This is a genomic window from Hamadaea sp. (genome assembly GCF_013362815.1).
Taxonomy (GTDB): domain Bacteria; phylum Actinomycetota; class Actinomycetes; order Mycobacteriales; family Micromonosporaceae; genus Hamadaea.
Genome location: NZ_JABFVK010000025.1, coordinates 108,273 through 134,329, shown reverse-complemented (window position 1 = coordinate 134,329; position 26,057 = coordinate 108,273). Strand labels below are relative to the sequence as shown.

Sequence of the window (26,057 nt, the reverse complement as noted above, 5' to 3'; positions counted from 1 at the left end):
ACTGCGCCCGGCCTGGCAGGACACCGTGTCCGACGCCGCCGACCTCGCCCTGCTCGGGATCGTCGCCCTCGTGGCGTCACTGCCCGTCGTCACTGCGGGCGCCGCGGTGTCGGCCGCCAGCCGCGCGGTCCACGACCGCCAAGCGTTGGGGAGTCTCCCCTCTTGGCGTACAACTCTGGGACGCTTTGTCCGCGGACTGGTGCCGGGTATCGGCGCCACGGCCGTGACCCTCGCGGTGGTCGCGCTCATCATCATCGATGTGCGCGGCCTCGCGCGGGGCGTCGTGCCTGGTGGTGGGCCGACGCTCGCGCTCACCCTCACCGTGATCGGTTTGATCATCGGGTACGCCGGGCTGACAGTGGTCGCGGTGGGGACGGGGGTCGGCTGGCGCGCCGCCGTCCGGTCGGCCGCCGTGCTGGCCTGGCGGCGGCCGGGCACCCTGGTCGCGGCGGCCGGCGTCGGCGTGATCGCGATCCTGCTCGCGATCGCGATCCCCGTGACGCTTCCGCTGGTCCTGGGCGGCTGGCTGCACGCCCTCCATGCCGTCTCCGCCTTCCTCGCCGCCCGCGCTCGCTGACCGCGCGCCTCCCGCCCTTTCCCCGCGCCTCCCACCCTTTCCCCGCGCCTCCCACCCTTTCCCCGCGCCTCCCGCCCTCCCGCCGGCCTTTTCGCGCGATCATGAACTATCGGTCATTCTCGTCCGGCGTGTCGTGTCCACGAGACCCTGATCAACTCCGCCAGCAGGTGATCAACTCCGCGTCCGGAACGGCCGGGCGCGGCGCAGCCCGACGCGCCAGAATGGGGGAATGACGAAGTACCGGGTGGAACACGACACCATGGGCGAGGTCCAAGTCCCCGAAGACGCGCTGTGGGGTGCGCAGACGCAGCGCGCGGTGGAGAACTTCCCGATCTCGGGGCAGCCGCTGCCGAGCGAGTTGATCCACGCGCTGGCGGAGATCAAGGCGGCGGCGGCGAGCGCGAACGGTGCTCTCGGCGTACTCGACGACGACATGGCGAAGGCGATCGGGGCGGCTGCCTCGGCCGTCGCGGCCGGATCGCATGACGCGCACTTCCCCATCGACGTCTTCCAGACCGGGTCGGGCACTTCGACCAACATGAACGTCAACGAGGTCGTCGCGCGGCTCGCGAGCGCCGATCTCGGCCGTCCGGTGCACGCCAACGACCATGTCAACGCCTCGCAGTCCAGTAACGACGTGTTTCCGTCGGGCGTACAGGTGGCGGCGTTGCGCGGGGTCGCGACCGATCTCGTGCCGGCGCTCGACCATCTCGCGTCTGCCCTGGAAGCGAAGTCGACGGGGTTCGCGGCCGTGGTCAAGGCTGGGCGTACGCACCTGATGGACGCGACGCCGGTGACGCTGGGCCAGGAGTTCGGCGGGTACGCCTTCCAGCTGCGCCGGGCGATCGAACGCCTCGAAGCGACCGCACCCCGGCTGGGGGAACTGCCGCTCGGCGGAAGCGCCGTGGGCACCGGGGTCAACGTCCCCGACGGATTCGCCCGTCATGTGACCGAGGTACTCGCCGCGTTGACCGGGCTACCCATCCGGGAAGCGACCAACCACTTCGCCGCACAGGGAGCCGCCGACGCGCTCGTCGAGGTCTCGGCCCAACTGCGAGGCACGGCAGTCAGCCTCTACAAGATCGCCAACGACATCCGCTGGATGGGCTCCGGTCCCCGGGCCGGGCTGCGTGAGCTGGGCATACCCGATCTCCAGCCGGGGTCGTCGATCATGCCGGGCAAGGTGAACCCGGTGCTGGCCGAGGCTGCTCGGCAGGTCTGCGCCCAGGTCATCGGCAACGATGCCGCCGTGGCGTTCGCCGGTACGCAGGCCGAGTTCGAGCTGATCGTGATGCTGCCCGTGATGGCGCGCAACATCCTGGAGTCGATTCGGCTGCTCGCCAACGTCTCCCGAGTCTTCGCCGATCGGTGCGTCGCCGGGATCGTCGCCAATGAGGAGACCTGCCGGGCGTACGCCGAAGGATCGCCCTCCATCGTGACGCCGCTCAATCGCGTACTCGGGTATGAGGAGGCGGCGTCGATCGCCAAGGAGGCGCTGGCCACCGGCCGGTCGATCCGGGAGGTCGTGGTCGCCCGGGGACACGTCGCGACCGGGAAGATCAGCGCCGACGAGCTCGACCGGTTGCTCGATGTGCTCGCGATGACCGGCGCTCGGCAGGCCTGACCCGCTCGGCTCACTCTGAAGTTGATCAAGGCGGCGAGGGATCGATCAGGCTGCTTCGGACACGCCACGCCGGTCGATCACGCCCGGTAGTTCATGATCGCGCGGAAAAGACGGGCGGGCGGGTCAGCGGATGCCGTGGCGGCGGAGCAGGGCGGCGAGCGTCGAGGTGGCCTGGCTGACGGCGGCGGACACCCGGGCGACTTCGGCGTCGGTGGCCAGCGCTGCGGGCATCGAGCAGCTGATCGCGTCGGTCGCCGGGATGCGGTAGTCCACAGTGGCGGCTATGCACGCGACGCCCGGCGTACCCTGTTCTCTTTCGATTGCCCAGCCTCGATTGCGTACCACATCGAGCTCGTCGTGGAGCGCGGCGCGTGAGGCGATGGTGTGCTCCGTGAAGCGCTCGAGTTCGGGCGGCAGGATCTTGTCGATCTCGTCCGTCGTGAGCTGCGCGAGCAGTGCCTGGCCGAGTGCGGTGAGATGGGCCGGTAGCTTGCGCCCCACCCGCGAGACCACGTGCTTGCTCTCGCGGGCGTCGCGGCTGGCGAGGTAGAGCACACTGCCGTCGTCGCGGCGTGCGTAGTGGACGGTGTAGCCGATCTCCGCGCGGAGGTCTTCGAGAGCCGCGTGCGCATAGGGCAGAGCCGGATCGCGATCGAGGTACGCCGTGCCCGACAGCAACGCGTGCGGCCCCACGCCGAAGGCGCTGCCGGACTCATCGGATTCGACCCACTTCAATTCGCGGAGGGTCCGGATGAGGGCGTGAAGGCTGGAGCGCGGGTAGCCCATCCGCTCCTGGATCTGCGACAACGTGAGCTTCGTCGGCGAGGCGGCCAGGGTCTCGAGGATGTGGACAGTGCGCTCGGCCGACTTCACCGGGGAGAGTTCTGTACCCATGGTCACCAACCAACTCGAAGGTATTGACCGCCACTGTACCGGAGGCTAACTTGTCGTTGCGTCACCGCCACATTTCAAGAAGCCGTCCACATATGTGAACGTGCGCGCGACAAGAACGCTCGCGCTTACAAGAACCCGCGCGACAGGAACCCCGCGCGACAAGAACCGAGAGGGGCACCGTGCGACTCCAGGGTCTGCTCTCCTTCCCGCTCACCCCGTTCACCGCCGACGGCGGCGAGGTGGCGCTCGACGTCTTCGCCGAGCACGTCGAGGCGCAGATCGCGGCCGGCCCCAGCGGTCTGTTCGTGGCCTGTGGCACGGGCGAGTTCACCGCGCTGAGCCTGAGGGAGTATCGCGAGGTCGTCGCCACCGCAGTTCGGGTCGCGAGGCATCGCGTACCGGTGTTCGCGGGTGCGGGTGGCGGCGCTCAGCTCGCCCGGGAGTTCGCGTCCATCGCCGCCGAGCAGGGCGCCGACGGATTGTTGCTGCTGCCGCCGTACTTGGTCGCCGCGCCACCGCGCGGACTCGTCGAGCACGTGCGGCAGGTGAGTACGGCGACGGGTTTGCCGATCGCGGTCTACCAGCGGGCCAACGCCGTTCTCGATCCGGCGTCGGCCGTCGCGTTGTTGGACATCCCGACCGTGGCGGGGATCAAGGACGGTCGCGGCGACGTCGACGCCATGCTGCGGCTCGTCACCGCCGTACGCACCAGCGGACATCCCCGGGCGGCCGAGTTCGGCTTCCTCAACGGGCTCCCCACGGCCGAGATGAGCGTGCGGGCGTACCGGGCGATCGGGGTGGACAGCTATTCGTCGGCCGTGTTGTGCTTCGCCCCGGAGATCGCGACCCGCTTCTGGCGGGCGGTCGAAGCCGATGACGAAGACGCGATGAACAAGTTGCTGGCGGCGTTCTACCTGCCTCTCGTCGCTTTGCGGGACAAGGTCCCCGGGTACGCCGTCGCCCTGGTCAAGGCGGGAGCGAGACTGCGCGGGCTCGACGTCGGCCCGGTCCGGCCGCCGCTGGTCGACCTGACGCCTGAGCACCTCGACGAGCTGGCCTCGATCCTGAACGCGGGACTGGACACGGTGAAGGGACTGGAGTCATGAAGATCCGGGACGTGCGGATCACCCCGATCGCGTTCCCCGATCCGCCGCTGCTCAACGCGGCCGGCGTACACCAGCCCTGGGCCCTGCGCACGATCGTGGAGGTCGACTGCGGCGACGGGTTCGTCGGGCTGGGCGAGACCTACGGCGACGCCCCGCATCTGACGCTGATGCGGGCGGTCGCACCGCACCTGGTCGGGGAGGACGTCTTCGCGACCACGAAGATCCAGCGCCGGATTCAGGCGCTGGTGGGGGAGAGGGACGCCCCGGACTTGCACGGGCTGACGGGCCGGTCGAGTCCGGAGAAGACGGTCTCCCGCGTGTTCTCGCCGATCGAGGTCGCCTGCCTGGATCTCCAGGGTCAGGCGACCGGCCGGCCGGTGCACGACCTGCTGGGCGGAGCTGTCCGTGACGCGGTGCCCTTCTCCGCCTACCTCTTCTACAAGTACGCCGCTCACCCGGGCCAGGACGAGGACCCCTTCGGCGAGGCCCTCACTCCGGAGCAAATCGTCTCCCAAGCGCGAACGATGGTCGAGCAGTACGGTTTCCGCTCGATCAAGCTCAAGGGCGGCGTCTTCCCGCCGGACGAGGAGCTCGCGGCCGTCAAAGCACTGCGCGAGGCGTTCCCCGACCATCCACTTCGGATAGATCCCAACGCGGTGTGGAGTGTGGAGACATCCCAGCGGATCGCCGCCGAGGCAGATGGCCTGCTGGAGTATCTCGAGGATCCGACGCCGGGCCGGGTCGGCATGGCCGAGGTGGCGAAGACGGCTGCCATGCCGCTGGCCACGAACATGTGCGTGGTCGCGTTCGAGCACCTGCCGGAGGCGGTCGAGCTCGGCAGCGTTCGGGTGATCCTCTCCGACCACCATTACTGGGGTGGTCTGCGGCAGTCGGCCCGCCTCGCCGGGGTCTGCCAGACCTGGGGCATCGGGCTGTCCATGCACTCCAACAGCCATCTCGGCATCAGTCTGGCCGCGATGACCCACCTCGGCGCCGCGCTCCCGGAACTGTCGTACGCCGCTGATACACATACACCCTGGCAGTTGGGGGTGGATGTAGTTGAACAGCCACTGCGGTTCGTCGACGGCGCGGTTCAGGTGCCGACCACGCCCGGCCTTGGCGTCACCCTCGATCGCGACGCGCTGGCTCGGATGCACGAGGACTACTTGCGCTGCGGCGTCACCGAACGCGACGACACCACTTATATGCAGAAGACTTTCCGCCCTGAGTTTCGGAACAACAGCCCGCGATGGTGACGCCGGAGCCGCATCCCGCGATCAGGCTGAGCGGTCACGCGTACCCGTGGGATGTGAACGGAGATCCAGCCTTCGCGGACCGCGTGCGCGACCACGGTCTGGAGTGGGTGACGCTCGCGGCGGCCTATCACTCGACGCGGGCCGCGACCCCCCTGCATCCCGGCCGCCAGCTCGTGGACGCGCACTCCGCGGCGCTCTATCGGCCGGTGCGCGACGTGTGGCGGCGGCTCCGGCCGATCGGCGCGAGCTGGCTGCCGGAGCCGGATCCCTTCGGCCAGGCCGCGGATCACTTGCGGCGCAAGGGTTTGAAGGTCAGCGCCTGGATCGTGCTCACGCACAACAGCCGGCTGGGCCGCGCGCACCCTGACATCTCCGTGGTCAATTGCTTCGGTGAGCGCTATCCCTACGCGCTCTGCCCGGCTCAGGAGGCGGTCCGCGACTACGCGGCGACGCTGGCCGCCGAGGCACTGCACGAGGTCGAGGTCGACGCCGTCTCGCTGGAGGCCTGTGGCCAGCTCGGGCTCGTCCACCTCAGCCATCACGAGAAGACCGACGACGCGTGGACGCCGCTCGCTCAGCGACTATTATCGATATGCTGTTGCGCGGCCTGCCGGTCTGCCTGGTCCGTACGCGGACTCGACGCGACCGAGGTGGTCGCGGGGTTGCGCGCTGCGGTCCGCGGCGGCACGGACATTCCCGCCGAAACCGCCGAGGTGGTTCTGGCCGCGCGTCACCAGGCGGCTGATCAGTTGCGCGCGGCCGTTCTTCAGCTTGTACGCGAAAAGCAGCCGACTGCGGAGGTGACTCTCCACGGGCATCCCGATCCGTGGGCGACCGGGGCCTCGCCAGGTCTCACGCCGACCGCCGCCGAGGACGTGGCGGCCGTGCTCGTGCCGTGCTGGCCGGTCGCGCCGGGAAGTCACGACCTCGTCGAGCGCGCCGCCGAGTTCGGTACTGTGGACGCGTACCTGACGGTCCTCCCGCCGGCAGGTGCCGACGCCGTCGTCGCGCACGGGCAACGCCTGGTCGCGGCCGGGGCTCAACGGCTCAGCCTGTACCACCTGGGGCTGGCCGCGGCCTGGCGGCAACCACTGTTCACGCAGCTCGTCGCTGCCCTCTCGGGAGGTCTTTCGTGAGTCTCGTGTTCCACGTGCCGTCCACCTCGCCCGGTACGCCGGCCCAACGCCGGGAACTCCTGTATGCCCTGGCCACCGCTCTCGAAGCGGCGCGCGACGAGGTCGTCAAGGTCGCCGGGGAGGAGACCGGGCTGACGGAGGCCCGGCTGAACGGAGAACTCGACCGGACCTCCGGCCAGCTGCGACTGCTCGGGGACTACGTGGCCGACGGGCGGCATCAGTCGTCCCGGCTCTCCCCCGGTGCGGGGCCTGGTGGCGTGGATATCCGGCAGATCGTCGTGCCCGTCGGCCCGGTGGCCGTCTTCGCCGCCTCCAACTTCCCGCTGGCTTTCGGCGTACTGGGTGGGGACACCGGTTCGGCGCTGGCGGCGGGCTGCCCAGTGCTGGTCAAGGCGCACCCCGCGCAGCCGCGTACGTCGGACCTGCTCGCCTCGATCGCCGCGCCCGTCCTCGGGGGCGCGTTCGGCATCGTCCACGGTGGCGCCGACGTCTCGCTGGCGGTCGTACGCCATCCGGAGATCAAGGCAGTGGGCTTCACCGGTTCGCTCGCCGGTGGCCGGGCGCTCATGGACGAAGCCGCCGCCCGTCCCGACCCCATCCCCGTGTACGCCGAAATGGGCTCGATCAATCCGGTCTTCGTGCTGCCCGGGGCGGCAGCCGAAGCCGACCGGGTGGCCACGCTCGCCGCCGCGGTCACTGGCTCGTCCGGCCAGCTCTGCACCAAGCCGGGCCTGGTCGTCCTGCCGAGGTCGGCGACGGAGTTCGCGTCCGCCCTGGCCGATGCGGTCGCGGCGACTCCGGTGCACCGGATGCTCACCGAAGGCATGGCGGCAGCGCACGCTGAATGGGTTTCCTCCCTGCGTACGTCCGAGCACGCCGTGGCCATCGGCTCGGCCTCACCCGCTCCGGTCGCGACGATCGTGGACGCCGGTTCGCTGACGGAATCACTGCTCTCGGAGCATTTCGGGCCGTCCGTCGTCATCGTGCTCACCGACGACTTCACCGCGCTGGCCGCCACCCTGGAGGGCCAGCTCACCGCCACCATCCACGCGGCGCTGCCGGTGGACGCCGACGAAGCCCGCGAGCTGCTGCCGGTGCTGGTCGGCAAGGCCGGGCGGATCGTGTGGAACGGCGTACCCACCGGGGTGGCCGTCGTCGACGCCATGCTGCACGGCGGACCCTGGCCGGCCACTTCGGCCGCCTGGTCGACGTCCGTCGGCACCGCCGCCGTCGAGCGCTTTCAGCGCCCTGTCGCGCTGCAAGGCGTCCCCGCCGACCTCCTCCCCTAGCCCTCCTATCCGGTTCCTCACCGCGGGCGCGTTCCTCACCGGAGCGCGTCCCCGCCGGGTCTTTCCCGCCGATCATGAACTATCGGACATTCTCGGCCGGTGTGTCGTGTCCCGTGAACCCTGATCGTTCCCGCGCGGGCATGATCGACAGCGGAAAGGCGCGGGCGCGAGCAGTACGGGATGGCACCGAGGGAGGCCGCAGGCGCAGCTGCTTAGGCGGCCTTCTTCCGGGTGGTCTTCTTGGCCGGAGCGGCCTTCTTCTTGCTCGCGGTCGCCTTCGAAGACGCGGTCGACTTGGCGGACGCGGTCGCCTTCGAGGAAGAGGCAGCCTTCTTCGAGGTGGTCGCCTTCTTCGCGGGAGCCTTCTTGGCCGGCGCCTTCTTGGCGGTCGACTTGGACGCCGGGGCCGCCTTCTTCCCGGCGGCCGGTGCCTTCTTCGCAGCAGGTCGGCGGCCGCCTTCGCGGGCCGCTTCGACGGAGGCGGTGAGTACGGAGAGGAGGTCGGCGGACTTCGTCGGCTTCTCGGCCGGTCGTTCCAGCGTCTCGCCGTTGATCTTGGCTTCGACCAGCTCCTGGACCGCTTCGCGGTACTCGTCCGTATGTTCGTCCGGATCGAAGTCGCCCGCCATGGACTCGACGAGCGCCAGGGCCATCTGCCGCTCCTGCGGCCGGATCTTGGCGTCCTTGCCGACGAAGTCGAACTCGGGCTCGCGTACCTCGTCGGGCCAGAGCATCATGCTCAAGACGATCACGTCGTCGCGTACGCGGAGCGCAGCGAGATGCTCCTTCTGACGCAGGGCGATCTTCGCGATGCCGACCCGATCCGCCCGGCCGAGCGCCTCCTTGATCAGCAAGTACGGCTTGAGCGCGGCCGCGCCGTCGGGAGCGACGTAGTACGCCTTGTCGAAGAGGATCGGGTCGACCTGCTCGGACGGCACGAATTCAAGCACGTTGACCGTCTTGGCCGTGGACACCGGGACCTCTTCGAGATCCTCCTCGGTCAGGACGACCATCTCGCCGTCCACCTCGATGCCCTTGCCGATCTCGGCGTACGGGACCTCCTCGCCGTCGGCCGAGCAGATCCGGCGCATCTGGATCCGGCCACCGTCGGCCGCATGGACCTGGTGGAAGCGGAGGTTCTTCTCCTCCGTGGCCGTGTAGAGCTTCACCGGTACGCCGACCAGGCCGAGCGAGATCGACCCCTTCCAGACAGCGCGCATGGTCGCCATGACCCCAGCCTGGCATGCCGAAATTTCCGGCAAGCGGGATTTGTCGGATCTGGTACCAGGAGAGAGGATGAATAGAGAGCCGCCTGGGGGACTTGAACCCCCAACCTTCCGATTACAAGTCGGGTGCGCTACCAATTGCGCCAAGGCGGCGATGCCGGACATCGTACCCGGCCGGTCTAGTTCGCCCTGGGTGAGGTCAGGAGCTCCGGGCCGCCATGACAGCCGGGCGACGCGGCCGCACAGTGCATCCGCTTCACAGGGCAGCGGCTTCGTCCGATTCCATGATCAGGGGAACTTCTCCGTCGTCATGGCAACGCAGAATTGACCATGATCTTGCGGTGAACGAAGTGGTGAACGAAGCGGTGAGGCGAAGCAGCGAAGCCCCTGCTAGCGCGAGCATCGGCGGATCAGGCGAAAGTCGGGTGTCCAGCAGATGATCGTGGACTTGGCAGGCGGCCGGAATACGGTTACCTTGGCTGCCAGACCGGGCGTTGTATGCCCGGGCCTTTTACTCGGATCGTCCGGCACGTTCCTGCCGGTGAAAGGAAGCACCCCTTATGGCTACGGTCTCTTACCGTAAGGCGTCCCGGATCTACCCGGGCAGCCAGAAGCCCGCCGTCGACGGGCTCGACCTCGAGATCGCCGACGGCGAGTTCCTCGTCCTCGTCGGCCCGTCCGGCTGTGGCAAGTCCACCAGCCTCCGGATGCTGGCCGGTCTGGAAGACGTCGACTCCGGCGCGATCTACATCGACGACCGCGAGGTCACCAACCTCCCGCCGAAGGCCCGCGACATCGCGATGGTCTTCCAGAACTACGCCCTCTACCCGCACATGACGGTGTACGAGAACATGGCGTTCGCGCTCAAGCTGCGCAAGACCCCGAAGTCGGAGATCGACGTCCGGGTCAAGAAGGCCGCGCAGATGCTGCAGCTGGAGGACTACCTCAACCGTAAGCCGAAGGCGCTGTCCGGTGGTCAGCGTCAGCGTGTCGCGATGGGCCGCGCCATCGTCCGGGAGCCGCAGGTCTTCCTCATGGACGAGCCGCTGTCGAACCTCGACGCCAAGCTCCGGGTGCAGACCCGTTCGCAGATCGCCGGCCTCCAGAAGGAGCTCGGCATCACCACGGTCTACGTCACGCACGACCAGATCGAGGCCATGACCATGGGCCACCGGGTCGCGGTCATGCTCGACGGCGTGCTCCAGCAGGTCGCCAGCCCGCGTGAGCTGTACGACCGGCCCTCCAACGTCTTCGTCGCGGGCTTCATCGGCTCGCCGGCGATGAACATCAAGAAGGTCCAGCTCACGGACGCCGGCGCGGTCTTCGCGTCGCTGATCCTGCCGCTGACCCGCGAGCAGGTCGAGGCGGCCCGCGCCGAGGGCGGCGACGGCCAGGTCATCGTGGGCTTCCGCCCCGAGGACTGCGACCTCGTCGGTGCGAGCGAGGGCGGCATGCCGATCGAGGTCGAGCTGGTCGAGGACCTCGGCGCCGAGGCGAACGTCTACGGGCACGCCCAGGTCAACGGCGGTCTCGAGCGGTTCGTTGTGAAGACCGACCGGCGCACCATGCCCGACATGGGCCAGACGGTCTACGTCAAGCCGCGCGTCGGCCAGCACCACGTCTTCAACGCCGCCACCGAGCAGCGCATCTGACGAGACGCCGCCACCGAGCAGCGCATCTGACGAGACGCCGCCACCGAGCAGCGCATCTGACGAAGTAACAGCAACGGCCCCCGGCGAAAGCCGGGGGCCGTTGTCATCGAGAAGCGGTCAGTCGAGCGGCAGCAGGCTCGCAACCGTGCCGACGAGCGGCAGGCTCCGCAGCACACCCGAGGCCACCGGCAGCGAGCCGACGATCGGGAGGTCGCTGACGACCGGCAGCTGCGATAGCGTACGCCCGAGGGACAGCCCCGGCAGCGAGCCGACCACGGGCAGGCCCGCCTCGGTCCGCGACGGGAACTCCGCGTCCTCACCGGCGACCGGGCGGTCGGTCTCGGTGTGGCGCGCCGCGTGAGCTTGCGGAGCCGCCAGGCGGGTGACCGCCGTCGGGGCGGCCAACGCGGGCCGGGTCGTGGTCATACCCGGCGCCGGGAGGGCGCTCAACGGCTCTGCCTGCGTACCACCGAGAAGACCGCCGGTGACACCGCCCAGCGGGTTGGCCGCGCCGAGCGAGCCGAGGGCGTCGCCGCCCAGGCCGCCGGTGAGACCACCCAGGATGCCGCCGGTGTCGCCCCCGGTGAGTCCGCCGAGTACCCCGTCGGTGCCGCCGCCGAGCAGGTCGCCGACCATCGGGACGCTGCCCACGACCGGCAGGCCGGCCGAGCGGCCGTCGCTGAGCAGGCCGCGGCTCATCAGCTGGTTGACCACCGGGACGCTGTCCACGCTGGGCAGACCCTGGCCGTTGAGGACGCTGCCGACGACGGGCAGTTTCTGGGCCAGGTTGCCGACCACGATGATCTTGCCCAGGCCCGAGTCGCCCAGGATCGGGCCGACGAGCGGCAGGTCGTCGACGACCGGGATGCTCTCCGGCGCGACCATCTTGACGTCGACGTTCGGGTTGTCGGAGAAGAAGGCCGACGAGTCGTCGCCCAGGAGGGCGTCGTCGCCGACAGTCGAGTCGTCACCGAGGTCCCAGTCCAGGTCGAACGGGCTCGGTGCCTGGTTGCCCTGCCCGAGGTTGGCCGCGGCCTGCGCGATCATCATCGGGACGAGGTCCTGACCGGCCTGGTTGAGCTGGTCGGCGATGGCCGGGTCGAGGTCGGCCGGCGTACCGGTCGACGTCTGCACGGTCGGGTCCTCGCCCAGGTCGGCCGCGTCGAACTGCGACGGGTCGAACTGGCTGGGGTCGAACTGCGACGGGTCGAACTGGGTCGCGTCGAACTGCGACGGGTCGACGGCCGGGGCCTGGCGGCCCGGCTGAGCCGCGGCGTCGCCGCCGGTGAGCCCGCCGAGCAGGCCGCCGCCGGTGAGGCCGCCCAGGATGCCGCCCGAGTCGCCACCGGTCAGCCCACTGAGTACGCCGCCCGAGTCGCCGCCGGTGAGCCCGCCGAGCAGGTCACCACCGGGTGCCTCGGTGCCGCCGGCCGAGCCGCCGGTCAGACCGCCCGTCAGCCCACTGGTCAGGCCGCCCCGGGTGAGGCCGCTGACGACGTTCAGCGGACCGCTCGAGCCGGTCAGCCCGCCGAGGATGCCACCCGCTCCGCCGCCACCGGTGAGGCCGTCGGCCAGGTTCGACAGCCCCGGTAGCCCCTCCGTGCGCTCGGGGAGCATCGCCACGGCAGGCACCGAGTTGGCCAGGCTGGGCAGGCGGCCGCCGAAGAAGACGTCCTGGCGCTGCGGAAGGTGCGCGGTGACACCGGTGCGGCCGTCGTTCGACCGCAGCTGGAGCGGCGCGTTCGCGTCCAGGCCGGCGTCCACGCCGTTGCCCGGCAGGTCCACGGAGAAACCGAGGTCCGACAGGCCGTTGGTCGGCGAGAAGATGTTGTCCAGGAGTCCGCGCAGGGCCTGGGGATCGGTCACGGGCGCCGCCGTGGCCTCGTGGGCGTGCGCGGCGGCGCCGCCGAGCAACCAGATACCGCTCGCGACGCCGACGGTGCCGACGGCGCGGAAGAGCCACTTGTTCATGTCCATCCATTCGTTGCTGTCCGGTGCACCGAAGCACGTCCGTGTGCAGTCGTCCGACAAACCAACGACGAACTCGGGCAAATCGTTCTGCACGGGCACGTAACACCCGATGATTGGGGGTGCCGGGAGCCCCTACGATGCGGGGGTGGCCCCCTCAGCCTCCCTGCCCCCGTTCAGCCGGGGCGTACCCAAGATGCTGGCCGCGTTGCGCCCCTCGGGACGCGGTGGCGACGGCGACACTTTCGTGGTGTGCGGCGCGAACGCGTTGACCTATCGGCTCGTCGAAGAGCTGAGTCAGCGATACGGCGCGCAGGTCACGGTGATGATGACACCGGCGCAGAAGCGCACCGGCCGGGACTTCTCCGACCTCGGCGGCGTACGCGTGGTGACCGCCGAGCGGCTTGACGACCGCGCTTTCCTCAGCGCCGGCATCCGCGAAGCGGCCGGGCTGGCGTTGACCGAGCAGGACGACGTCGGCAACATCCACGCCGCGATGCGCGCCGAGGAGATCAACAACCGGCTGCGCATCGTGATCCGGATGTTCAATCTGAGCCTCGGCCTGCGCGTACGCCAGTTGTTCCGGGACTGCGCGATCATCTCCGATTCCGCCATCGCCGCGCCCGCCTTCGTTCAGGCGGCGCTGGGCGACGGCGCGCCGACCTACTTCCGCCTCTCCGGGCGTACGCTCTACGCCGCTTCCCGGGCGGACGTCGCCCCGAACGACGTGATCTGCGATCTGTCGCGAACCAGTCCGGACGGTACGCCGGACGTCCTGCCCGGGATCGACCAGCCGAGCCCCACGGATGTCGTGCTCGCCGTGGCGCACGGGGAACGGCAGACCAACGGCCACACCCGCGGGAAGCTGAAGCCGAAAACCCGGCCGTGGAGCCTGGGCCCGCTGGTACGCAACCTGCGGCAGTCCATCAGCCGGTCGCTGCGCATCGCGTTGGCGGTGACCTTCGGCGTACTGCTGGCCGGCGGGGTGAGCCTCGTGATCAGCAGCGGCGACGGCGTCTGGGTCGGGATCTACAAGACGCTGCTCACGGCGTTCTCCGGGGCGGATGCCAGCGAGAGCACCGCCGTCCAGATCAGTCAGCTCGTCGTCACGGTCGCCGGGATGGCTTTGGTGCCGCTGATCACCGCGACGGTGGTCGAGGGCCTGGTCAACACCCGACTGGCGGTGTCCTCAGGCCGGCTGCTGACTCGTCGGGAGGGGCACGTCGTCGTGGTCGGCCTCGGCAACGTCGGCACGCGGGTCATCCGATCGCTGCACGATCTCGGCGTACCGGTCGTCGCGGTCGACAAGAACCCGGAGGCGCGGGGCGTCGCGCTCGCCCGTGAGCTGGACATCCCGCTGATCGTCGGCGACGCCAGCCGCGAGGAGACGCTCCGGACCGCCTGGGTGACGACGTGTTCGGCGCTCGTCATCGTCTCGACCGACGACGTGGTCAACCTGGAGGCGGCGCTGGGCGGTCGCGCGCTGCGTCCGGGTCTCAAGGTGGTGCTCCGCCTCTTCGACACCGACTTCGCCGACCGTCTGCAGCGGACCTTCAACATCGGCACATCCCGCAGCGTGTCGGCCCTGGCCGCGCCGGCTTTCGCGGCGTCGCTGCTCGAACGCGAAGTGCTCGCAACGATTCCGATCGGCCGCCGGGTCCTGCTCGTCGCCGAGCTTCCGGTCGCGCCGGGCTCGCGGCTCGACGGCCGGGCCATCGGCGACATCGGCTACGACGGCGAGGCCCGCGTGATCGCTCTCAACGCCATCGGGGAGCCCCGGCCGCTCTGGTCACCCGCCGCGCAGCGCCGGCTCGAGCCGCTCGATCGGCTCACGGTCATCGCGACCCGCGCCGGGCTCAGCCGGTTGCTGCGGCTCGCGGCCGCGCCGGACGATCCGATCGGTCACGCCGTCGCGGCGGCTCGCTGATAGATCAAGATCTTGCGAGTACGCCGCCAGACCCGACGGACGCGGCGACGCAGCGGAAAGGTGATCAACAGCAGCCCGAGCAGCACCAATCCGGCCGTACGCACAAGGCCGGCGGTGTCGACGGGCGGTCCCGACATCTGCCGCCACGAGTTGAACCCGACTCCCGCGGCGAACACGTCGACGGTGGCCTGGCAGGCGGCGTACTCCGAGCCTGCGGTGGTCTGCTCGCACTGCGTACGCAGGTCGGCCACCAACCGCGAGTCGATCGCCGTACGCGCCTGCACCCCGAGCGGCTCACCCCGGCGTTCGGCGTACCGGAGCAGGTCGTAGCCGAAGTCGTGCGCCTTGCAGGCGGTGTCGAAGGCGAACGGGCGGCCCTCGCCGGGCACCGAGCACGAGCCGTTGGGGTTGATCGTGCGTACTTCGCCGTCGGAGAGCTTGGCCGTGACCGGGGTATAGCCCATGACCGCGGCGAATCCCGAAGGCACCGCCGCCTGCCCGGTACGCACCAGCGCAGTGACGGCGGCAGTCGCGGCCGCATCCGCGCGCCCGGTCGAGGCGGGTGCCGGTGCGACGATGAGGACCGTGCTGAGCACGGCTCCGAGGGCGGCGGCGAGCCAGAGCTTGCGTCGTCGCGTCACGAGGGTTCCTCGCCATCGTCGGTGGGGGGTACCCCCGGGGTCGGTCCACTGCGTCAGACCGGCGGACGGGGGTCCGCCGGGGGGATGAACGCGCAGGCCAGGCTACCGATTGGGACTGTGGAACCCGGGGAGGCTGTGACATCTGTCACCGGTCGTGTCGCCCGGCCGGGGTCGGCCGGAGCGGTTCTACAACTCCGGCGAAACGGTCTCTTCGCTGTCGTCGTCGTCCGCGTCGTACCCGAGGATCGCCTGTTCGTCCGGGCGGTGCACGAGGACGTCGTTGAGGAAGGACTGGACGGCCGGGGCCAGGCCGACGTCGCGGCCCGCCTTCTCGGACAGGTGGAACCGGTGCTCGATGATCTGGACGAACAGCTCCGGCGGCTCCAGCTTGCGCCGCAGCGGGCCGGGGACCGCCCGGACGACCGGCTCGAACACCTCGGTGAGCCAGCGATGGGCGGCCTGCGACTCGTCGGCCAGATCCGACTCGGCCCGGTACGCGTCGAGGTCGTTGAGCAGCCGCCGAGCCTGGTTCTCCTCCGCGTCCAGGCCGGTCAGGCGCAGCAGGCGACGAGTGTGGTGGCCGGCGTCGACGACCTTGGGCCGGATGTGGATCTGGCTGTCGACCACCGACATCGAGACCTCTTCGACGTCGAAGCCCATCTCGTTGAGGCGGCGGATGCGGCGCTCCATGTTGCGCCGGGTGTCCTTCTCGACCTTCTCCTCGTGGGTCAGCTCGTGCCACAGCGTCTCGTAGCGGCGTACGACCTCGTCGGAGACCTGCTCCGGGTCGATCGCCTCATGCAGCAGCCCGGCCGCCTGGAGGTCCAGCGATTCGCCGAAGATGTTCGTCCGCGCGATCTCGAGGTCCTCGTCGCGCTGGCCGTTGGACAGCCGCAGGTGCAGCGCGCCCGTCTCGGCGTCGACCAGGTACGCCGCGAACGCCCCCGCGTCCCGGCGGAACAGCGTGTTCGACAGCGAGCAGTCGCCCCAGAAGAAGCCCAGCAGATGCAGCCGGACGAGCAGCGCGGCGAGCGCGTCGAGCAGCCGGTTCATGGTCTCCGGCCGGAGCGTGTGGGAGAACACCGCCCGGTAGGGCAGCGAGAACTGTAGATGCCGGGTCACCAGCACCGGCTCCAGGTGCTCACCGTCGGCCGCCACTCGGTCGGCGACGATCGCGACCGCCTCCACCGCCGGAGCGCCTAGTCGTTCGAGCGCGCGGAGCAGGTCGTACTCCCGCTCGGCGATGCGTTCGCGGGTCTCCTTGGCGGCGTACACGGTGCCGTCGAGACGGACGAAGCGCACGACGTGCCGCGAGATGCCCTGGGGCAGCGCAACGAGGTGATCCGCCGGCCAGTCCTCGAGAGGCGTGGGCCAGGGCAGCTCGAGGAGAGCCGGGTCGACGAGGGCCGAGGTGATCCGCACCCGACCATCCTCCTGGATCGGCGCACGCGTCGCGAGTAGATCGTGGCTCGTTGCACATCGGGTAAAGCCGGCCACCCTCAGGAGGCGATGAATGCGACGGACCCTGGCTCTCGCGCTAGGCCTGACGGCAGTGCTCGCAGCGGGCACCGCGACCGCCGCGCACGTGCTGCGCCCGAGCGACCAGACCCAGCAGCAGATCTGGTCCGTCGGGGCCGAAGAGACCGGCAAGGTCGAGTCCGCGGAGACGACTCTCGGCTATCTGGGTACGCGGAAAGACGCGACCTTCCGCTATCCCGGTGCTGACTATGTGAAGGTCCACTTCACCCGGTTGGCGTTGTTGCCCGGCGACTACCTGACGGTCTCCCGCCCGGACGGCGGCGAGATCCAGCGGTACGACGGAAAGCTGCTCGAAGGCGTGACGGACACGGTCAGCAATGTCGTCAACGGGTCGGGCGGCAAGTGGGCGATGTCGATCACCGGGGACACCGCGGTCGTCCGCCTGCACCTCGCCCATGACCTTCTCGGGCTGCGAAGCGACCTGGCCCGGCTGGGTGTGACGGTGGACAAGGTGGCTCGTGGCATGACCGCCGCGGAGCGCCGGGCCAAGAAGGCCGACGACGCCCGTAAGCGCGAGGCGGCCCGGCCCGGCCGGGAGGAGAGCGTCTGCGGCGGCGACGACAAGGCCGACGCAGTCTGCTACAAGACCACCGATCCGGTGATGTACCAGCGCTCGAAGGCGGTCGCCCGGCTGCTGATCAAGGGCACCGAGCTGTGCACCGCGTGGCGGGTCGGCCCGGACAACCGCATGATCACCAATCACCACTGCTTCACCACCGACGCCGAGGCGGCCGACACCGAGGTGTGGTTCAACTACGCCTGCGCCCAGTGCGGTGGGTACGACGTGTTCAAGCCGACGAAGGTGTGGGCCGCGCACGTCCTGGCCACCGACAAGCGCCTGGACTACACGCTGTTCACCGTCGACGACTTCGCTTCGGTTCAGCAGTACGGGTACCTCCAGTTCGACGTCCGCGCGCCGAACAAGGGCGAGCAGGTCTACATCCCGCAGAACCCGGCGGGCGAGCCGACCTCGATCGCCGCGTCGAGCGACTCCGACCGCCAGGGCAACTGCCAGATCGTCGATCCGGCGTACGACGGGTACGACACCGACACCGACGCCTCGTATTACTGCGACACCGAAGGTGGTTCGTCCGGGTCGCCGGTGATCTCCCGGGTCACGAACAAGGTGATCGCGCTGCACCACTTCGGCGGCTGCCCCAACTCCGGCGTACGCATCGACGAGATCTATCAGGCGATCGGGCGGCTGCTGTAGTTTGGGCGGATGATCTCCCCAGGGTGGCACTCCGGCCGGCGTTCCGGCTGGCGTTCCTGGTGGTGGGACGGTCTGCTGCTGGTGGCGTTGGCCGTGACCACAGGGCTGGCCGCCATCGGGGTGACCGACGATCTCGACCTGGCGATCCGGTCGTGGTGCATGGATCACGACCCGACCTGGGCGCGCGGGCCCGCCGTCGTGCTGAACCACTTCGGTCAGGGCTGGGTGCTCATGTACGTGTTCACCATCCCGCTGACGCTCGCGGCGTTGGTGCGTACGCGTAAATGGCAGGTAGTGCTGCCCGGGCTGGCGGCGTACCTGCTGGCGGGGTTCGGGGCGGGTCCGCTCAAGATCTGGTCGGAGCGCGACGCGCCCAGCTCGAAACAGTTCCCGCCGGACGTCGCCGTCCAGTTCTTCAACAGCGCCGCCGACTACGACCGGTCGTTTCCGTCCGGGCACGTCGTGAACACTTTCGTCTGGTGGCCCGCCATCCTGACGCTCCTGGCGATCGCGCTCGCCCGGCCGGTGCCGACGCGCATCCGGCGATTCCTGTTGGCCGGACCGCCCGCCATCGTCTTCGTGACGACGATCTTCCTGTCGTACCACTGGCTCACCGACGACATCGCGGCAGTCTTCCTCGGCCTCTTCCTCGCCCGCCTCTACTTCCGCATCCCCTGGGATCGCATTTTCCCGCGTTGATCATGAACCTAGGGTTCCGCCTAACGGCGTGTCGCCGCCCCTACGGCCCTGATCAACGCGGCATCGCCGCGTAGTTGATCAGGATGCCTGGGGGCTCGACACGCCGCCCAGCGGAACCCTAGGTTCATGATCAACGCGAAGAGGGTCAGCCGAGCAGGGCGAGGAAGTGAGCGACGGTCTCCGCCATCGCGGCCCGAGCCGGCTTGAGGTACTTCCGCGGGTCGACCAGCTTGGCGTCGCCGTCGAGGATCGGCCGGACCGCTCCGGTGAAGGCGATGTTCAACGCCGTGCCGATGTTGACCTTGATGAGACCGCCCGCGACCGCCCGGCGTAGTTCGTCGTCGCCGACGCCGGACGAGCCGTGCAGGACGAGCGGCACGTCGACGGCATCCCGTAGGGCCGCGATCAGATCGTGGTCGAGGGCGGCGTCGCGGCTGGTCATGGCGTGCGAGGAGCCGACGGCGACGGCGAGCCCGTCCACCCCGGTCTGCGCCACATAATCGACCGCGTCCGACGGTGACGTACGCGCGCCGGGCGCATGCGCCGACAGCGGCGCCTCACCGTTCTTGCCGCCGACCTTGCCCAGTTCCGACTCCACCCAGAGCCCGTGCGCGTGACCGAACTCGGCGGCCGACCGGGTCGCGGCCACATTGTCGGCATAGGACAGTGCGGAGGCGTCGAACATCACGCTGCTGAAGCTGTGCAGCGGAGCCTGCGTGAGCAGCTCGACCGACTCCACGTGATCGAGATGCAGCGCACACGGCACAGCCGCGTCCTTCGCCACCGCCAGCGTGGCGGCGGCGATCGGGCCGACCCGACCGTGGTGGAACTTCACGGCGTTCTCGCTGATCTGCAGGATGACCGGTCGCCCAGCGGCTTCGGCCCCGGCGACGATCGCCTCGGCGTGCTCGAGGGTGATCACGTTGAACGCCGCCACTCCGGTGCCGGTGGCGGCAGCAGTGGCGACCAGTTCTCCGGTCGAAACAACGCTCATGCGATCACCGCCCGGTGTCCGGCGAGTTGATCATGAGCTTGGGGGGTGCGACACGCCGACGACCCGGACCCTGGGTTCATGATCAACGGGGAGGGGAGAGACGGGGAGGGGAGAGACGGGGCGGGGAGAGACGGGGCGGGGGTCATGCGGACATCACCGAGGTGACCTCGAACGACGGCGAGAGCGTCACGATGTCGGCGCGCTTGCCGACCTCCAGCGTTCCGCGGTCACCATCCAGACCGAGGACCGTCGCCGGGGTCGTGCTCGTCGCGCGTACCACTTCGGAGATCGAAAGACCTGCGCCTATGGCCTGGCGGAAGGCCGAGTCCATGGTGAGCGTGGACCCGGCGATGGACCCGTCGCGCGCGAGCCGGGCGACTCGATCGGCCACGACGACCGCCTGGCCGCCGAGCTCGTACTCGCCGTCGGGCATCCCGGCCGCGGTCATCGCGTCGGTGACCAGCACGGTCCGATCCAGACCCGCGGTACGCGCGGCGAACGCGAGCGTCCCGTCGTGCAGGTGGAATCCGTCGGCGACCAGCTCCACCGCGATCTGGGGCGAGCCGAGCAGGGCCAGGATCGGGCCCGGTTCCCGGTGGTGGATCGGGCGCATGCCGTTGAACAGGTGGGTCGCGACCCGGGCTCCGGCGGCCACGCCTGCGAGCGCCTGCTCGTATGAGGCGTCGGTGTGCCCAATCGCGGCGACGACACCCTCGGCGACCAGCAGTTCGATGGCCTCCAACGCGCCGGCGCGCTCCGGGGCGATGGTCATCATGCGGACCGAGCCCTCACCCAGCTTGATCAGCTCGGTGATCTCCGCCGTCGACGGATCGCGCAGGTACGCCGGATTCTGCGCACCGCACCGCAGCTCGGCGAGGTACGGCCCCTCGAAGTGGATGCCATGGAGGACTCCCTCCTCGACGAGCGGCCGGAAGGCGAGGGTGGCGTCGCGCATCAACTCGAACGGGCTGCTGACCAGGCTTGCGAGCAGCGTCGTCGTGCCGTGCCGCCGGTGGAAGCCGGCGGCCTGCCGGGCGGCGTCGGCATCCCCGGTCGTGAAGGTATGCCCACCGCCACCATGGGTGTGGATGTCGACGAAACCCGGCACGATCCACTGCTCGGTGTCCGGCGACGTGACGGACGTGCTCGGCGAGATGGCGGCGATGCGGCCGTCCTCGACGCTGATCGAACCGGTGACTACACCGGACGGGGTGACGATCTTGCCGCTCAACCGGCTCACAGCTCGGCCTCCAGAGGGGTCAGTACGGCGGGGTCGGTGGGATGGTCCAGTTCGGCGACGGTCAACGCGAGCAGGGCCGCGCCGAGGCAGCCCGCCTCGTCGCCGAGCCGGGCGCGGACGATCTCGGGTTCGGTGAAGAACGCGATCCGGTTCCGCAACGCCTGGCGAAGCGGGCCGAGCAGCTGCTCGCCGGCCTCGGCCAGGCCACCGCCGACGATCACCAGGTGCGGGTCGTACAGGGCTTGCGCCGTCAGCAGCGCGTCGGCGAGCGCGTCGACCGTCTCGGCCCAGACTTCGGCCGCGATCGGGTCACCGGCTGCTGCCTGTGACGCGACCTCCCGAGCCGAGGCGGTCACTCCGACGCGTTCGGAGTACCGCCGTCCGACCGCCGAGGCGGAGGCGATGGCTTCGAGGCAGCCCCGCTGACCGCAGCCGCAGAGCGGTCCGCCCGGCCGGACGATGATGTGCCCGATCTCGCCCGCGCCCCAGTGCCCGCCCGCCAGCACCTTGCCGCCGATGATGTGGGCGGCGGCGATCCCGGTGCCGATCGGGATGAACAAGACCTGGTCATAGCCCGCACCGGCGCCCAGCGTCGCCTCGGCCAGCCCACCGGTACGCACATCGTGGCCGACGCGCACGGGTAGTCCGACGCGCGCGGTCGCAAGGTCGCGCAGGGGCACGTCGCGCATGCCCCCGGTGTTGGAGGCGTACCGGACGACGCCGTCGGCCTCGTCGATGATGCCCGGGATGCAGATGCCGACGGCCACGGGAACGAGATCGTCGGCGACCGCCTTGGCGGCCAGGCCCTCGACCACGCTCAGGATCGTCTCCACGACGGCGTCCGCACCGCGTTCGGCCCCGGTCGCGTGCCGTTCCGTGTGCACGACCTCATGGTCCGGGGTGACCAGGGCGCACTTGATGCCGGTTCCGCCGACGTCGACCGCTACGACAACCTCGCTCATGGCTCAAGGATTACCGATCGGGTGAGGTTACGGGGACTGTCGGGGTCCAGGCCCTTGTGCCGGGCGAGCGCCACGGCGAATCGCTGGGCCAGGATCAGGTCGGCCATCGGGTCGTTCGGCGAATGGACGAAGGTCGCGCCGGTCTTGGCCACGTCGGCGTCGAGTCCGGGCGGGACCTCGCCGAACGCCCAGACCGCCCGGCCGGGCGCGGAGATCGAGATCGGTCCGTGCCGGAAGTCCATCGCCGGGTACGCCTCGGTCCAGAACGCGGCGGCCTCCCGGCACTTCAGAGCGGCTTCCTGAGCGAGGCCGACGGTCCAGCCGCGGCCGACGAAGGTCACCTGCTCGATGGCGGCCGGGTCTAGCGGCAGCTCGTCGGCCACCGTCCGGCGGGCGTCGGAGATGGCGGCGGTGAGGTCGAACCCGAGGTGAGCGCGGAACAGCGCGAGAGCGCTGGTCGCGAACCGGGTCTGCACCACCGACTTCTCGTCTGCCCAGGGGAGCAGGACCGTCTCGTCGGCGGCCGTCACCGCGGGCGACTCGGGGTCGCCGACGATCGCGGTCACCGGCACCGAGGTCCGGTCGATGAGCTCGAGGATCTCGGTCGTGGTGCCCGAGCGGGTGATCGCCACGATCCGGTCGTACGCCCGGGTCAGCGGGAACTCCGACCCGGCGAAGGCGTCGGTCTCGCCCTGTCCGGCGGCTTCCCGGAGCCCGGCGTACGCCATCGCCATGAACCAGGAGGTCCCGCACCCGACGACGGCGACTCGTTCGCCCGGACGGGGCAGCGAGCCGGCCGCCGTTGCAGCCAGTTCGACCGCCCGCTGCCAGGATTCCGGCTGGCTGGCGATCTCCTCGTCGACGTACGCCATGGACCCACCTTTGCTCAAATTGGCTCGATACCGCGATGTTTCGAGCGACATTGTGCGCGAGTCGGCGAAGCAGCCGCAAGCTGCCCGAGACTTCGCGCAGGTCCACGCTTTGCATCCCGGAGTATCGAGCATTACTGTGCACGAAAATACTCACCAAACGCGCAGGAGGCGACCGGTGGACCGCTACGCGCGATGGAACTCGCTGCTGGAGCTGCTGACCGAGTCCGGCCGGGTCACGGTGGAGGCCGCCGCCGAGCGGCTCGACGTCTCCCAGGCCACCATCCGCCGTGACTTCGATCAGCTCGCGCAACAGCAGATGATCACGCGTACGCGGGGCGGAGCGGTCGCCAACGGCGTCTCCTACGATCTGCCGCTGCGCTACAAGACGGCCAAGCACTCCGAGGAGAAGCAGCGCATCGGGGCGGCCGCCGCCGCGCTGGTCAGCCCGGGGATGGTCGTCGGCCTCAACGGCGGCACCACGACGACCGAGGTGGCCCGCGCGCTCGCCGTACGCCCCGACCTCTCGTCGGCGGCCGACGACGCGCAGCTGACCGTCGTCACCAACGCGCTCAACATCGCCAATGAGTTGCTCGTCCGCTCCCGGATGAAGATCGTGGTCACGGGCGGGGTCGTACGCCCCCAGTCGTTCGAGCTGGTCGGCCCGCTCGGCGGCGGCATCCTCCGCGAAGTGACCCTCGACGTGGCTCTGCTCGGGGTGGACGCGCTCGACGTCACCCTCGGCGCGGCCGCCCACCACGAGGGCGAAGCCGCGATGAACTCCCTGATGGTGGCGCGCGCCAAGCGAGTGGTCATCATCGCCGACGCCTCGAAGCTGGGCGGGCACGCGTTCGCCCGGATCTGCTCGGTCGACCGGATCGAGACGCTGGTCACCGACTCCAGCGCCAACCCGGAGCTGATCGAAGGCTTCCGCAACGCCGGCCTGAACGTCATCGTCGCCTGACAGTGCACGGGGCCACTCCGCGCGCCCGCTTCGCGCTGGATCACGGATCTGGGTCGTATTCGCGCCAAGATTCGACCGAGAACCCTGATCCAGCGCTCAAGGCCAACTGATCCAGCGCGAATAGCTGACCCGGAAACGCGCGGGCGGGGCGGGACAGCGGTACCTCGGAATGCGCTGTACTGTCCCCGCATGGCTCCCGTACTCGAGATCCACGGGCTTCACAAGACTTACCGCGGCTTGTTCGGCGGCTCGCGTACCGCCTTGGACGGCTTCGACATGGTCGTGGAGGCCGGTGAGGTGCACGGCTTCCTCGGTCCCAACGGCTCGGGGAAGACGACGACGCTGCGTACGCTCCTCGGCCTGATCAAGGCCAACGGCGGCGAGATGCGCATTCTCGGCCAGTCGGTGCCCCATCACCTGCCGGGCGTGATCGGCGAGGTCGGAGCCATCGTCGAGAGCCCGCAGTTCTTCGGGAACTTCTCCGCGCGCGACACGCTCAGCCTGCTCGCCGACGCCGGGGACGTGCCGCAGACCCGGGTGGACGAGGTCTTGGAGCTGGTCGGGCTGCGTGACCGGGCCAAGGACAAGGTCAAGGCGTACTCGCTCGGTATGAAGCAGCGGCTCGCCGTCGCGTCCGCGCTGCTCAAGCAGCCGCGCCTGCTCATTCTGGACGAGCCGGCCAACGGCCTCGACCCGGGCGGCATCCGCGAGATGCGCGATCTCATGCGCGGGCTCGCCGCGGGCGGCATGACCGTGGTCCTGTCCAGCCACATCCTCAACGAGGTCGAACAGATCTGCGACGCCGTCACGATCATCTCCCGTGGCCGCCGCGTCACCGCCGGGTCCGTGGCGGAGGTGCTCGCCGCGCATTCCACTGGTCAAGTGTTGGTACGCCTAGAGTCGCCGGCCGAGCTGGCGATGGCTGACGCGGCGTTGACCGAGATGGGCGGGCGCGTCACGGCGTACCCCGATCATTTGCTGGTCGCCGGGATCGCTCAGCCCGCCGACATCACGCGGAAGCTCGCCGCCCGGGACCTGTTCGTCAGCGAGCTCTCCCCGGTGGTGGCCGACCTGGAGAGCGTCTTCCTGCAGCTCACCGGCACCGCACCGGTCGAGGGCCAGCATCGGCAAGTCGACCAGTCCGTCGTCGCCACTCCGTCCGAAGAGGTGCCCGCATGAGTCTCGTCCGCGCCGAGCGCCGCCGCTTGCACAAGCGCCGGGTCACCGTGGTGATGCTGGCGATCGGGGTGATCCTGCTGGGTCTGATCGCGGGCGGTACCTGGTTCAGCAACCACAAGGTGAGCGATGCGACCCGGGCTGCCGCTGTGGCCCAGGCGGAGCAGGAGTACCAGCGCGCCCTCGATGACTGGAACAGCAACGGTAAGAAGCGCTGCGAGGACGACGTCAAGGCCGGCCAGATTCCGGCCGAGGCTTGCCAGGGGCCGAAGCCGGACTACTTTCTGGCCGATTACTACATGCCCAGCACGTTCGTCTTCAAGGCCGGGTTCCGCGACATGCTCACGGTCTGGGCGATGATCATGGCGTTCGTCGCGCTGGTCATCGGAGCGTCGTCCATCGGGGCGGAGTGGAGCAGCGGTTCGATGATGAACCTGCTGACCTGGCAACCCCGGCGGGTACGCGTACTGGGGACGAAGCTCGGCGTGCTGCTGGCGGTGACGGCCTTCTGGTCCCTCGTCGTCGGTGCACTGTGGACGGCGGCGATGTGGGCCACCGCGGTCTTCCGGGGAACCACCGCCGGAATGACCTCGGGGACGTGGCAGTCCTTCGCCCTCACCGGACTGCGCGGACTCGGCGTCGTCGCGGCGGCGGCGGTCTTCGGCTTCGTGCTGGCGTCGCTCGGACGGCGTACGGCGGTCGCGATGGGCGTGCTGATCGCCTTGATCGTCGTCACCCAGTTCGGGCTGACGATCCTGCTGTTCATGGCGAAGGTCCGCTACCCGGAGATGTTCTTCGTGGGCAACCACCTCCAGGCCTGGATGAACGGCTCGGTCACCATGTACGACCAGACCAGCTGCGATTTCAGCGCTGGAATGTGTCAGCCGCAGCAGCTCGTCCTGACCTGGCAGCGGGCCGGCACCATCTTCGGCGCGGGGCTGCTGGCTCTGGTGGGCTTGTCGATGTGGCAGATCCGCGCTCGCGACGTCGCTTGATTTCCTCGTTAGACTGGCCGGGATGGATGTCCAGCAGCAGACCGCGATCCCGGCCCAACGGGAAGAGTCTTCCCGGGTCGAGGAGTCGGACGACTTTCTCGATTCGGACC

Annotated in this window: 22 protein-coding genes and 1 tRNA gene; 13 read left to right on the top strand and 10 right to left on the bottom strand. The window is 69.7% G+C overall.

Annotated features, from left to right (window positions below):
* Nucleotides 1-577 (top strand): hypothetical protein (locus tag HOV77_RS14560; protein ID WP_290862416.1); only part of this gene is annotated, 577 nt, incomplete at its 5' end.
* 229 nt (nt 578-806) lie between these two features.
* The gene (locus HOV77_RS14555) at nt 807-2,201 is read left to right on the top strand and encodes a class II fumarate hydratase (RefSeq protein ID WP_290862414.1); all 1,395 of its coding nucleotides are present in this window, start codon (nt 807-809) and stop codon (nt 2,199-2,201) included.
* 123 nt (nt 2,202-2,324) lie between these two features.
* On the opposite strand, the gene HOV77_RS14550 is transcribed toward HOV77_RS14555, so the two are convergent.
* The gene (locus HOV77_RS14550; protein WP_290862412.1) at nt 2,325-3,095 is read right to left on the bottom strand and encodes an IclR family transcriptional regulator; all 771 of its coding nucleotides are present in this window, start codon (nt 3,093-3,095) and stop codon (nt 2,325-2,327) included.
* 179 nt (nt 3,096-3,274) lie between these two features.
* Between HOV77_RS14550 and HOV77_RS14545 the strand changes: the two genes are divergently transcribed.
* From HOV77_RS14545 to HOV77_RS14530, 4 genes are read left to right on the top strand one after another with little or no spacing between them, the layout of a single operon-like run.
* Nucleotides 3,275-4,201 (top strand): 5-dehydro-4-deoxyglucarate dehydratase, encoded by a 927-nt coding sequence (locus HOV77_RS14545; protein ID WP_290862410.1) that lies wholly within the window; start codon nt 3,275-3,277, stop codon nt 4,199-4,201.
* On the top strand, nt 4,198-5,457 hold the full coding sequence (locus HOV77_RS14540; protein ID WP_290862408.1) for a glucarate dehydratase family protein: 1,260 nt from the start codon (nt 4,198-4,200) through the stop codon (nt 5,455-5,457). Before HOV77_RS14545 ends, HOV77_RS14540 begins: the two co-directional genes overlap by 4 nt.
* A 53-nt stretch (nt 5,458-5,510) precedes the next feature.
* Nucleotides 5,511-6,593: a hypothetical protein gene (locus HOV77_RS14535; protein ID WP_290862406.1), complete on the top strand. Its 1,083-nt coding sequence runs from the start codon at nt 5,511-5,513 to the stop codon at nt 6,591-6,593.
* Complete coding sequence (locus tag HOV77_RS14530; protein WP_290862404.1) at nt 6,590-7,882, top strand: aldehyde dehydrogenase family protein; 1,293 nt, start codon at nt 6,590-6,592, stop codon at nt 7,880-7,882. The genes HOV77_RS14535 and HOV77_RS14530 overlap by 4 nt, the downstream gene beginning before the upstream one ends.
* A gap of 212 nt (nt 7,883-8,094) precedes the next feature.
* On the opposite strand, the gene HOV77_RS14525 is transcribed toward HOV77_RS14530, so the two are convergent.
* Nucleotides 8,095-9,111: a Ku protein gene (locus HOV77_RS14525; RefSeq protein WP_290862402.1), complete on the bottom strand. Its 1,017-nt coding sequence runs from the start codon at nt 9,109-9,111 to the stop codon at nt 8,095-8,097.
* A 77-nt stretch (nt 9,112-9,188) separates the two neighbouring features.
* Nucleotides 9,189-9,261: transfer RNA gene (locus tag HOV77_RS14520), tRNA-Thr, on the bottom strand.
* Nucleotides 9,262-9,668: 407 nt separating this feature from the next.
* Here HOV77_RS14520 and ugpC point away from each other — a divergent pair.
* Nucleotides 9,669-10,760 carry a sn-glycerol-3-phosphate ABC transporter ATP-binding protein UgpC gene (gene ugpC / locus HOV77_RS14515; protein WP_290862400.1) on the top strand — a complete coding sequence of 364 codons (1,092 nt, stop codon included), beginning with the start codon at nt 9,669-9,671 and terminating at the stop codon, nt 10,758-10,760.
* Nucleotides 10,761-10,877: 117 nt separating this feature from the next.
* Here ugpC and HOV77_RS14510 read toward each other — a convergent pair whose 3' ends face one another.
* Nucleotides 10,878-12,731 (bottom strand): hypothetical protein, encoded by a 1,854-nt coding sequence (locus tag HOV77_RS14510; protein WP_290862398.1) that lies wholly within the window; start codon nt 12,729-12,731, stop codon nt 10,878-10,880.
* A gap of 145 nt (nt 12,732-12,876) precedes the next feature.
* Between HOV77_RS14510 and HOV77_RS14505 the strand changes: the two genes are divergently transcribed.
* The gene (locus HOV77_RS14505) at nt 12,877-14,655 is read left to right on the top strand and encodes an NAD-binding protein (protein WP_290862396.1); all 1,779 of its coding nucleotides are present in this window, start codon (nt 12,877-12,879) and stop codon (nt 14,653-14,655) included.
* Here HOV77_RS14505 and HOV77_RS14500 read toward each other — a convergent pair.
* Nucleotides 14,631-15,296 carry a phospholipase A2 gene (locus HOV77_RS14500; RefSeq protein ID WP_290862394.1) on the bottom strand — a complete coding sequence of 222 codons (666 nt, stop codon included), beginning with the start codon at nt 15,294-15,296 and terminating at the stop codon, nt 14,631-14,633. The genes HOV77_RS14505 and HOV77_RS14500 overlap by 25 nt on opposite strands.
* Nucleotides 15,297-15,482: 186 nt before the next feature.
* Nucleotides 15,483-16,718, bottom strand: coding sequence for a DUF4032 domain-containing protein (locus HOV77_RS14495; RefSeq protein WP_290862392.1), 1,236 nt, complete (start codon nt 16,716-16,718; stop codon nt 15,483-15,485).
* A gap of 91 nt (nt 16,719-16,809) precedes the next feature.
* On the opposite strand from HOV77_RS14495, the gene HOV77_RS14490 reads away from it, so the two are divergent.
* Entirely contained in the window at nt 16,810-18,048 is a 1,239-nt protein-coding gene (locus tag HOV77_RS14490) for a serine protease (RefSeq protein WP_290862390.1), read from the top strand.
* A gap of 9 nt (nt 18,049-18,057) precedes the next feature.
* Entirely contained in the window at nt 18,058-18,747 is a 690-nt protein-coding gene (locus HOV77_RS14485) for a phosphatase PAP2 family protein (RefSeq protein ID WP_290862388.1), read from the top strand.
* A gap of 145 nt (nt 18,748-18,892) precedes the next feature.
* On the opposite strand, the gene HOV77_RS14480 is transcribed toward HOV77_RS14485, so the two are convergent.
* The 4 genes from HOV77_RS14480 to HOV77_RS14465 all read right to left on the bottom strand — a co-directional run bounded on the left by HOV77_RS14480 (nt 18,893) and on the right by HOV77_RS14465 (nt 22,815).
* Nucleotides 18,893-19,741, bottom strand: coding sequence for a class II fructose-bisphosphate aldolase (locus HOV77_RS14480; protein WP_290862386.1), 849 nt, complete (start codon nt 19,739-19,741; stop codon nt 18,893-18,895).
* A 142-nt stretch (nt 19,742-19,883) separates the two neighbouring features.
* Nucleotides 19,884-20,981: an N-acetylglucosamine-6-phosphate deacetylase gene (nagA, locus tag HOV77_RS14475; protein ID WP_290862384.1), complete on the bottom strand. Its 1,098-nt coding sequence runs from the start codon at nt 20,979-20,981 to the stop codon at nt 19,884-19,886.
* Nucleotides 20,978-21,943, bottom strand: a complete 966-nt coding sequence (locus tag HOV77_RS14470; RefSeq protein ID WP_290862382.1) for an ROK family protein — start codon at nt 21,941-21,943, stop codon at nt 20,978-20,980. Before HOV77_RS14470 ends, nagA begins: the two co-directional genes overlap by 4 nt.
* Nucleotides 21,940-22,815 carry a sugar isomerase gene (locus tag HOV77_RS14465; RefSeq protein ID WP_290862380.1) on the bottom strand — a complete coding sequence of 292 codons (876 nt, stop codon included), beginning with the start codon at nt 22,813-22,815 and terminating at the stop codon, nt 21,940-21,942. The genes HOV77_RS14470 and HOV77_RS14465 overlap by 4 nt, the downstream gene beginning before the upstream one ends.
* Before the next feature lie 175 nt (nt 22,816-22,990).
* Here HOV77_RS14465 and HOV77_RS14460 point away from each other — a divergent pair, with 175 nt between their 5' ends.
* The 3 genes from HOV77_RS14460 (at nt 22,991) to HOV77_RS14450 (ending at nt 25,947) form a co-directional block, all read left to right on the top strand.
* Nucleotides 22,991-23,776 (top strand): DeoR/GlpR family DNA-binding transcription regulator, encoded by a 786-nt coding sequence (locus tag HOV77_RS14460; protein WP_290862378.1) that lies wholly within the window; start codon nt 22,991-22,993, stop codon nt 23,774-23,776.
* 189 nt (nt 23,777-23,965) lie between these two features.
* Nucleotides 23,966-24,955 carry an ABC transporter ATP-binding protein gene (locus tag HOV77_RS14455; RefSeq protein ID WP_290862376.1) on the top strand — a complete coding sequence of 330 codons (990 nt, stop codon included), beginning with the start codon at nt 23,966-23,968 and terminating at the stop codon, nt 24,953-24,955.
* Nucleotides 24,952-25,947, top strand: a complete 996-nt coding sequence (locus tag HOV77_RS14450; RefSeq protein WP_290862374.1) for an ABC transporter permease subunit — start codon at nt 24,952-24,954, stop codon at nt 25,945-25,947. Before HOV77_RS14455 ends, HOV77_RS14450 begins: the two co-directional genes overlap by 4 nt.
* Nucleotides 25,948-26,057 lie beyond the last annotated feature (110 nt).

What these genes read in the sequence shown, in the direction of transcription:
- HOV77_RS14555 (WP_290862414.1), top strand. Translation starts at nt 807, where the DNA reads ATGACGAAGTACCGGGTGGAACACGACACCATGGGCGAGGTCCAAGTC.
- HOV77_RS14550 (WP_290862412.1), bottom strand. Translation starts at nt 3,095, where the DNA reads ATGGGTACAGAACTCTCCCCGGTGAAGTCGGCCGAGCGCACTGTCCAC.
- HOV77_RS14540 (WP_290862408.1), top strand. Translation starts at nt 4,198, where the DNA reads ATGAAGATCCGGGACGTGCGGATCACCCCGATCGCGTTCCCCGATCCG.
- HOV77_RS14525 (WP_290862402.1), bottom strand. Translation starts at nt 9,111, where the DNA reads ATGGCGACCATGCGCGCTGTCTGGAAGGGGTCGATCTCGCTCGGCCTG.
- ugpC (WP_290862400.1), top strand. Translation starts at nt 9,669, where the DNA reads ATGGCTACGGTCTCTTACCGTAAGGCGTCCCGGATCTACCCGGGCAGC.
- HOV77_RS14510 (WP_290862398.1), bottom strand. Translation starts at nt 12,731, where the DNA reads ATGAACAAGTGGCTCTTCCGCGCCGTCGGCACCGTCGGCGTCGCGAGC.
- HOV77_RS14490 (WP_290862390.1), top strand. Translation starts at nt 16,810, where the DNA reads ATGCGACGGACCCTGGCTCTCGCGCTAGGCCTGACGGCAGTGCTCGCA.
- HOV77_RS14485 (WP_290862388.1), top strand. Translation starts at nt 18,058, where the DNA reads ATGATCTCCCCAGGGTGGCACTCCGGCCGGCGTTCCGGCTGGCGTTCC.
- HOV77_RS14480 (WP_290862386.1), bottom strand. Translation starts at nt 19,741, where the DNA reads ATGAGCGTTGTTTCGACCGGAGAACTGGTCGCCACTGCTGCCGCCACC.
- HOV77_RS14470 (WP_290862382.1), bottom strand. Translation starts at nt 21,943, where the DNA reads ATGAGCGAGGTTGTCGTAGCGGTCGACGTCGGCGGAACCGGCATCAAG.
- HOV77_RS14465 (WP_290862380.1), bottom strand. Translation starts at nt 22,815, where the DNA reads ATGGCGTACGTCGACGAGGAGATCGCCAGCCAGCCGGAATCCTGGCAG.
- HOV77_RS14455 (WP_290862376.1), top strand. Translation starts at nt 23,966, where the DNA reads ATGGCTCCCGTACTCGAGATCCACGGGCTTCACAAGACTTACCGCGGC.
- HOV77_RS14450 (WP_290862374.1), top strand. Translation starts at nt 24,952, where the DNA reads ATGAGTCTCGTCCGCGCCGAGCGCCGCCGCTTGCACAAGCGCCGGGTC.